7 protein-coding genes are annotated in these 5,896 nt (G+C 43.1%); 6 read left to right on the top strand and 1 reads right to left on the bottom strand.

The features are described from left to right. Window positions 1-97 precede the first annotated feature (97 nt). Window positions 98-589, bottom strand: coding sequence for an RNA polymerase sigma factor (locus IH879_18390; protein MCH7676894.1), 492 nt, complete (start codon window positions 587-589; stop codon window positions 98-100). A 144-nt stretch (window positions 590-733) separates the two neighbouring features. Here IH879_18390 and IH879_18385 point away from each other — a divergent pair, with 144 nt between their 5' ends. The 6 genes from IH879_18385 to IH879_18360 all read left to right on the top strand — a co-directional run bounded on the left by IH879_18385 (window position 734) and on the right by IH879_18360 (window position 5,179). Next, entirely contained in the window at window positions 734-1,000 is a 267-nt protein-coding gene (locus tag IH879_18385) for a hypothetical protein (protein ID MCH7676893.1), read from the top strand. Window positions 1,001-1,028: 28 nt separating this feature from the next. Beyond that, entirely contained in the window at window positions 1,029-1,433 is a 405-nt protein-coding gene (locus IH879_18380; protein MCH7676892.1) for a 4Fe-4S dicluster domain-containing protein, read from the top strand. A gap of 161 nt (window positions 1,434-1,594) precedes the next feature. Further along, window positions 1,595-2,575, top strand: a complete 981-nt coding sequence (gene trpS / locus IH879_18375; protein MCH7676891.1) for a tryptophan--tRNA ligase — start codon at window positions 1,595-1,597, stop codon at window positions 2,573-2,575. 34 nt (window positions 2,576-2,609) lie between these two features. Then, window positions 2,610-3,005, top strand: coding sequence for a DUF309 domain-containing protein (locus IH879_18370; GenBank protein MCH7676890.1), 396 nt, complete (start codon window positions 2,610-2,612; stop codon window positions 3,003-3,005). Next, window positions 3,002-4,033, top strand: a complete 1,032-nt coding sequence (locus IH879_18365) for a trypsin-like peptidase domain-containing protein (GenBank protein ID MCH7676889.1) — start codon at window positions 3,002-3,004, stop codon at window positions 4,031-4,033. Before IH879_18370 ends, IH879_18365 begins: the two co-directional genes overlap by 4 nt. 60 nt (window positions 4,034-4,093) lie before the next feature. After that, on the top strand, window positions 4,094-5,179 hold the full coding sequence (locus IH879_18360) for a M20/M25/M40 family metallo-hydrolase (protein MCH7676888.1): 1,086 nt from the start codon (window positions 4,094-4,096) through the stop codon (window positions 5,177-5,179). Window positions 5,180-5,896: the final 717 nt, after the last annotated feature.

Here is a 5,896-nt window from a genome sequence, read left to right as displayed (position 1 = left end):
TAATTAGTTTGATACTCATCACGCTGGAATTTATCTAGAGGATCCGTAAGTTTTATCCATTTCCAAATAGTTGATGGTTCCCCACTCAGTGCACCTGCTATCGATTCGATATGCTCAAAATCTTTGCGATTTCTTTAATGTCTAACTCCTGGAATTCGTTGAGCACAAAGACCATTCGTTGCTGGGGGGTCAGTTCCCGCGCCAGATTTTTTATCGTTTCTATCAATTCAGTATTAACTGCGTCTTGTTCTAAATTCGAGTCATCGGCTTTTTCGTGCATCATTGAAAAATCATTTTGACTGAAAATGTTCTGTCTCCTGGCATTGGTCTTCAGACGGTCGAAACAGAGATTGCTAACGATTTTGTACAGCCAGGTGGTAAATTTACTTTTTGAATCATATTTTTTCAAATGTTTCCAAACCCGAATAAAACTCTCTTGAGTCACATCTTTGGCATCTTCTTCATTGCCCAAAAAGCGCATAGCCAACGAGAACACATAAGATTGAAAGTATTCAACGAGTTTTCTAAAAGCAGTAGAGTCGCCTTTTTTACTCGCATTTAAAATATGTATAATGACTTGTTCGTTCATTTGTTCTCAACCGTTTTCATAATATGATACGACACTATTAAAGATTAGTCAAATAAGAATAGCTTACTAAACTCAAGGGCTTAGTAAAGCTTAAATTGCAAAGTTTGAATTGCATTTGTTTTTAGCGTTTTCTATATTAGAATCATGCCTAATAAGAAATTAGACAATCTCGGTGACCTGGGAGAAGCTACTCAGTTGATCAACGACTTCAAATTTGTAAAAAATGAATATTTTGACCTCAAACATAAACACTTGTCCTTAATCGAGAAAGATACCGAAAGCGTCGATGATGATTACTGGGAGGACGAAAGCTTCGAAAATGAGCTCAAACTGTTCGAGCAAAGAAAAAAGTTATATGATGAGGCTCAAGAACTATACAAGGCCTTGAAAGAAAAATTGCAGCAAACGTAGACAACCCGCAAAACGGAGGATACAACTAATGCCCTTTCTCGATCCAAAATACGAAAAAGCTGCCAAGTTAAGAGTTGAGCGCCGACCCAAACAGTTGGCTGTAATTAATCAGGGTGGGTGTACCGGGTGCATGGTTTGTATTGACTTCTGTCCTGTTGACTGCATCGAGGTGGTCCCGGGTCCGGACCCGGATAATCGAAATGTGCACAAGTTAGTGGAAGTCGACTTGCCGCTCTGCATCGGTTGTACACTCTGTGCGAAATACTGCCCTTGGGATACTATTGAGATGTTTTCTTTTGATAACGCTTATCAAATCGCTCCTGATTGGACACTTCGAGAGATTGTCGAAGAACAGTGGGGACGGGAACCCCTGCAGGAGGCACCGGAGGTTCGGCCGCGGCGAAGAGATCGGGAGAAGAAAGCGGAAGAATAGGAATATTTTAAAGCCTTTGAAATTTTACCCCATCATATTAATTTACTAAATAGTAAGATGGGGTTTGTTTTTAAAAAACAGGATGTCAGGTCAAAGATGAGGTGTCCATTTTGCCGGCTAATTTAGAGAGAGTTTTATCCTGTATTCAGCCCACTGCCGATATGCACTTTGGAAACTATTTTGGTGCGGTCGAAAATTGGGTTAAACTCCAGGACAAGTATAAATGCATCTATGGCATTGTCGATCTTCATGCCATAACCATCCCCTATGAGCCTGCGGCTTTGCAAGAAAACACCAAAAGAATGTTCATCGACCTGATGGCCTGTGGCATCGATCCTGAAAGATCAATTCTCTTCGTGCAATCCCTGGTCCCGGAACATACCGAGCTTTGCTGGATATTTAACAGCACTGCCTCTTATGGCGAACTGACCAGGATGACCCAGTTTAAAGATAAATCGCAGCAACTCGGCGAGACAAATGAATTTATTTCCGCAGGACTCTTTACGTATCCAATTTTACAGGCCGCTGATATTCTCGCTTATCGGCCTAAATTTGTTCCCGTTGGGAGAGACCAGGGGCAACATCTGGAATTGAGCCGCAATATTGCTCAAAGATTCAACCATAAATACGGTGAATATTTTATTTTACCTGAAACGCTTTTTACGGAGACCCCGAAAATCATGTCATTAGCCGATCCGAGTAAAAAGATGAGCAAAAGCCTGGGGACAAATCACTTTGTGGCTTTATTTGAAGATGAAGAAAAAATTCGCGCGGCGGTGAAGGCGGCTGTTACGGATAGCGGCGACGCCATGGCGAAGGGAGAAATGAGTCCCGGGGTTGCTAATCTCTTTGAGATCCTGAAAGCCTGCGGAAAAATGGCTGAACATAACAATTTGATGGACGACTTCACTGCAAAAAAGTTGAAATATGTGCATTTAAAACAGGCCGTAGCTGACTGCCTGGTTGAACTCGCAGCAAAATTAACAGAAAAACGCCAAGAAATTTTAGGCACGGGAAAGAATGTGGAAGACCTGATGTACGACATGTCCGGTGAGGCAAGAAAAATAGCAGCGGAAACTCTTAGAGAGGTTCGTGATTTAACGGGCTTGCTGAAACATGGCCACGATAGAAAGAAGAATTAAGGAAGCTGATTTCTCGAACCTGTCCGAGCCTCAAATGAGTGACCAGGATTGGGAAGATTTTAATGACGGAATTGTACTATTTAACAGCGGCAAGTTTTGGGAATCACATGAAGCCTGGGAAGAAATTTGGAAGCGGCATTCCGAAAACAGCCGATTTTTTTTCCAGGGGCTGATTCAAGTTGCAGCAGGGTTACATCAACTGCGTCGCAATATTTACCATGGCGTAGAAAAACATTTTCGAAACGCTCTCTGGAAACTGGAGCCCTTTCAGCCTGTTTTTTTGGAGATCGACGTTAAATATCTTGTGAAAATCATTAAGGAGGGGCAGAAAGAGTTAGCTCGATTAGGTGAAAAAGAGTTGCAGGCCTTTAGTCAAAGGCTAATTCCACAAATTATAAAAGTGAAGCATTCCTCAAATATTTCAAAATGAAATCCAAAGTAGTTCTCTTACCGCTATTTTTGTGCTCAATACTGGCTTGTACTCGTCAGGTAGCTCAACCTCAGATCGGTTTTTCCTTATTCTCGGATGAAATAAAATCCGGCATAAATAGAGTCGAAAAGTCTATTGTTGGTGTGAACACTGACATTGTATACGAGGTGCAAACGTTTAATTATCTAACTCGAAACGGAGAATGGGTACCCCAGCCCAATAGCCGGCGTAAATACAAACTCGCATCTGGCGCTGCCGGCATTACATATAAAACGGATAAAAAAACACTCGTGGGCGGGGGTTTGCTCCTGGATGTCGATCGTTTAAATTCCAACTACACAATCCTGACCAGCAGTCATCTGGTCTCTCCTGAGGATACCGTTGACGTCTATTATATGGATGAAGATGGCGCCAAAACGGATGTTTTATTCGCCCGTTATGTTTTGAAATCCTTACGAATTACAGTACGCGACGGGAATGTTGTCTCCCCGGAGGCAGAACTGATCGCCAATAGTTATGCTAACGATTTGGCCATTATTAAAGTGGAAGCAAAAGAGAGGCTTGGCAGAGAATTCCGAAATCAAATCGGGTATGATCTCGACTTAGATTGGGGCGACTGGGTTTTTCTTTTTGGCTATCCAAAAGGTATCAAGCAAATGAGCGGCGGCTGGGTTAGTAAATCACCCTACCCGCGCACGATAGCTATTGATGCTGTCGTTAGATTCGGATACTCTGGAGGCCCGGTCTTTACCTTTTCGAAGGATAAAACTGAACTGGCTTTTGTGGGCGTTATCAAAAGTGTCCCACGAACTAATTTAGATTATATCGCACCGGATCAAACACTACCGGTGGGCTCATCTATAGGTTCACAAGATTTACCCAAACTTGCTGTTAAAAGACAGATCATGGTAGATTACGGAACCGCCTATTTTGTAGACATTAAAACTATTAAATCATTTATTAAGTCATCCCGGTCAGCGATGGCTAAATCCGGTATCGTTTTGCATCCTAAGTTTTATGGGAAATGATTTAAAAACTTCGCTTTTTTCCGAATGACGCCCTCCCTTCAGTTACATTAACTAATCAAAATGAATATTTCACGGATGCAGAAATTCACTAAAGACCTGATTGCAATTGATTCGGTCAGCGGCAGAGAAGGTGAAATGGCCTGTTTTGTAAAAGAAGAACTAAGGGATCGCGGCATGGCCGTGCAAACTTTTCAGGTTGCTGATAAACGTATGAATATCCTTGTAAGTTGGCATGATGAACCTTCAAGAATTCTTTTCAATACTCATTTGGATACTGTACCGGAGCAATATGGGCCCTACGAAGACGAGAAGCGAATTTACGGCCGCGGCGCTTGCGATACTCATGGCATCTTAGCTGCACAATTGGAGGCTTTGGAAGATTTGCATGGAAAGGGAATTGCCGGGCTTGGCATTTTGCTGGTTGTCGGGGAAGAGAAAAACCACGACGGAGCTTTGCACGCCGCGAAGTGTGATGACATTTTAGAACCGCAGGTGCTGATCGTTGGGGAACCTACGCAAAACAAACTTATGAAATCCCAGAAGGGTAGACTCAAAGGGGACCTGTGCGTTTATGGGGTCGAAGGGCACTCCGGCTATCCGGAAAAATTCGATTCTGCAGTGGAAAAACTTTTTCTTGTTCTCGATGCTTTATGGAAATCCTCCTGGTTAAAAAACGAATCGGAGCAAGGGACAACCATGAACGCAACCATGCTCAAGGGAGGGGATATTGACAATCAAATCCCGGCATTTGCCAAAACCCGCTTGCTGTTCCGCTGCGCTGAGCCCTGTTCAGTTGTGAAAGAAAAAACCATTCATTGCTTAAATAATATAGAAAAGACCTTGCCCGAATTTCGAGGAAGTAAATCGCACTTTGAGCTTTCTTGGGATGCCGCGCAAAATGATCCCCTTGCCAACCTTGCCACTTTGCCGGGGTTTGAGACCGGCAGCGCTGCTTTTAACACCGACATCAGCTATTTTGACTGGAAAGAATGCAAAACCTTTCTCGTGGGTCCCGGTTCCATTCTGCAAGCGCATAAAGATTTAAAAGACAACGACTGGGAAAACGCCGAATGGATTTCCAAAAATGAACAAATTGCCGGGGTAAAATTATATAAAAAATTGGTTCATTCCGTGCTACCATCCTGAAAAAGTTAGGTACATTCACCTCTCCACTCTTAAATCCTCAACCCAATTGCAACATCTGCTTCGATAATTTTGCAGACCGTTTGCCGCTCAGGCTTGATGCAGCAGGGCTTAAATCCTGACAGGGTTCAAAACCCGGTCAGGATTGGCATCCGGTTTACTCCCCCATTCGACACCAATGTCGTGTAAAATGTTGAGCCATTTTTTTTAATATCGACATGTTAGACTGATTTCCGCGTCAGGCCCTTTCAAGATGAGACTCTCCTAAGTTCATTATTTTTAATCTCTCAAGCCGGTTTTTGAAAATCCGAAAAACCTGGCACGGCGCTTGCTTTATTCCACGCCTAAAATAGGCACAAAAAATGTTTCCGCATTTTAGCTAACTTTCAGTAGTCATACAGTAACTAATAAATACGTTGCACCACGAAGACATCTTAGGCGACCATCTTTGGAAATTGCGGGGGAGCCGTATTTATCTATCCTTACCCTGGCTCATATCTTCTAAACACTCTTTCAAACGAAACCAGCATCAGCTGCGTTTGTTTTCCAAGAACAGGTCCTGGGCCCGGGGGCCGCGGTTTCTTTATTTGCCTTAAAGCGGGGATGAAGAAATTAATGAATTAGTGATTGACCGAAAACCCCCAAGCCGCTAGCCCGATGGCGTCCATTCGACAAGCTCAGGACATGCCTCGCCGAGGGCTCTTAGGCTCAACTCATAGA

It is taken from the genome of candidate division KSB1 bacterium (assembly GCA_022562085.1).
Taxonomy (GTDB): domain Bacteria; phylum Zhuqueibacterota; class Zhuqueibacteria; order Oceanimicrobiales; family Oceanimicrobiaceae; genus Oceanimicrobium.
The sequence above is the reverse complement of the archived record's forward strand: the minus strand, read 5'-3'. Positions and strand labels throughout refer to the sequence as shown.

What these genes read in the sequence shown, in the direction of transcription:
- IH879_18390 (MCH7676894.1), bottom strand. Translation starts at nt 589, where the DNA reads ATGAACGAACAAGTCATTATACATATTTTAAATGCGAGTAAAAAAGGC.
- IH879_18385 (MCH7676893.1), top strand. Translation starts at nt 734, where the DNA reads ATGCCTAATAAGAAATTAGACAATCTCGGTGACCTGGGAGAAGCTACT.
- IH879_18380 (MCH7676892.1), top strand. Translation starts at nt 1,029, where the DNA reads ATGCCCTTTCTCGATCCAAAATACGAAAAAGCTGCCAAGTTAAGAGTT.
- trpS (MCH7676891.1), top strand. Translation starts at nt 1,595, where the DNA reads ATGCACTTTGGAAACTATTTTGGTGCGGTCGAAAATTGGGTTAAACTC.
- IH879_18370 (MCH7676890.1), top strand. Translation starts at nt 2,610, where the DNA reads ATGAGTGACCAGGATTGGGAAGATTTTAATGACGGAATTGTACTATTT.
- IH879_18365 (MCH7676889.1), top strand. Translation starts at nt 3,002, where the DNA reads ATGAAATCCAAAGTAGTTCTCTTACCGCTATTTTTGTGCTCAATACTG.
- IH879_18360 (MCH7676888.1), top strand. Translation starts at nt 4,094, where the DNA reads ATGAATATTTCACGGATGCAGAAATTCACTAAAGACCTGATTGCAATT.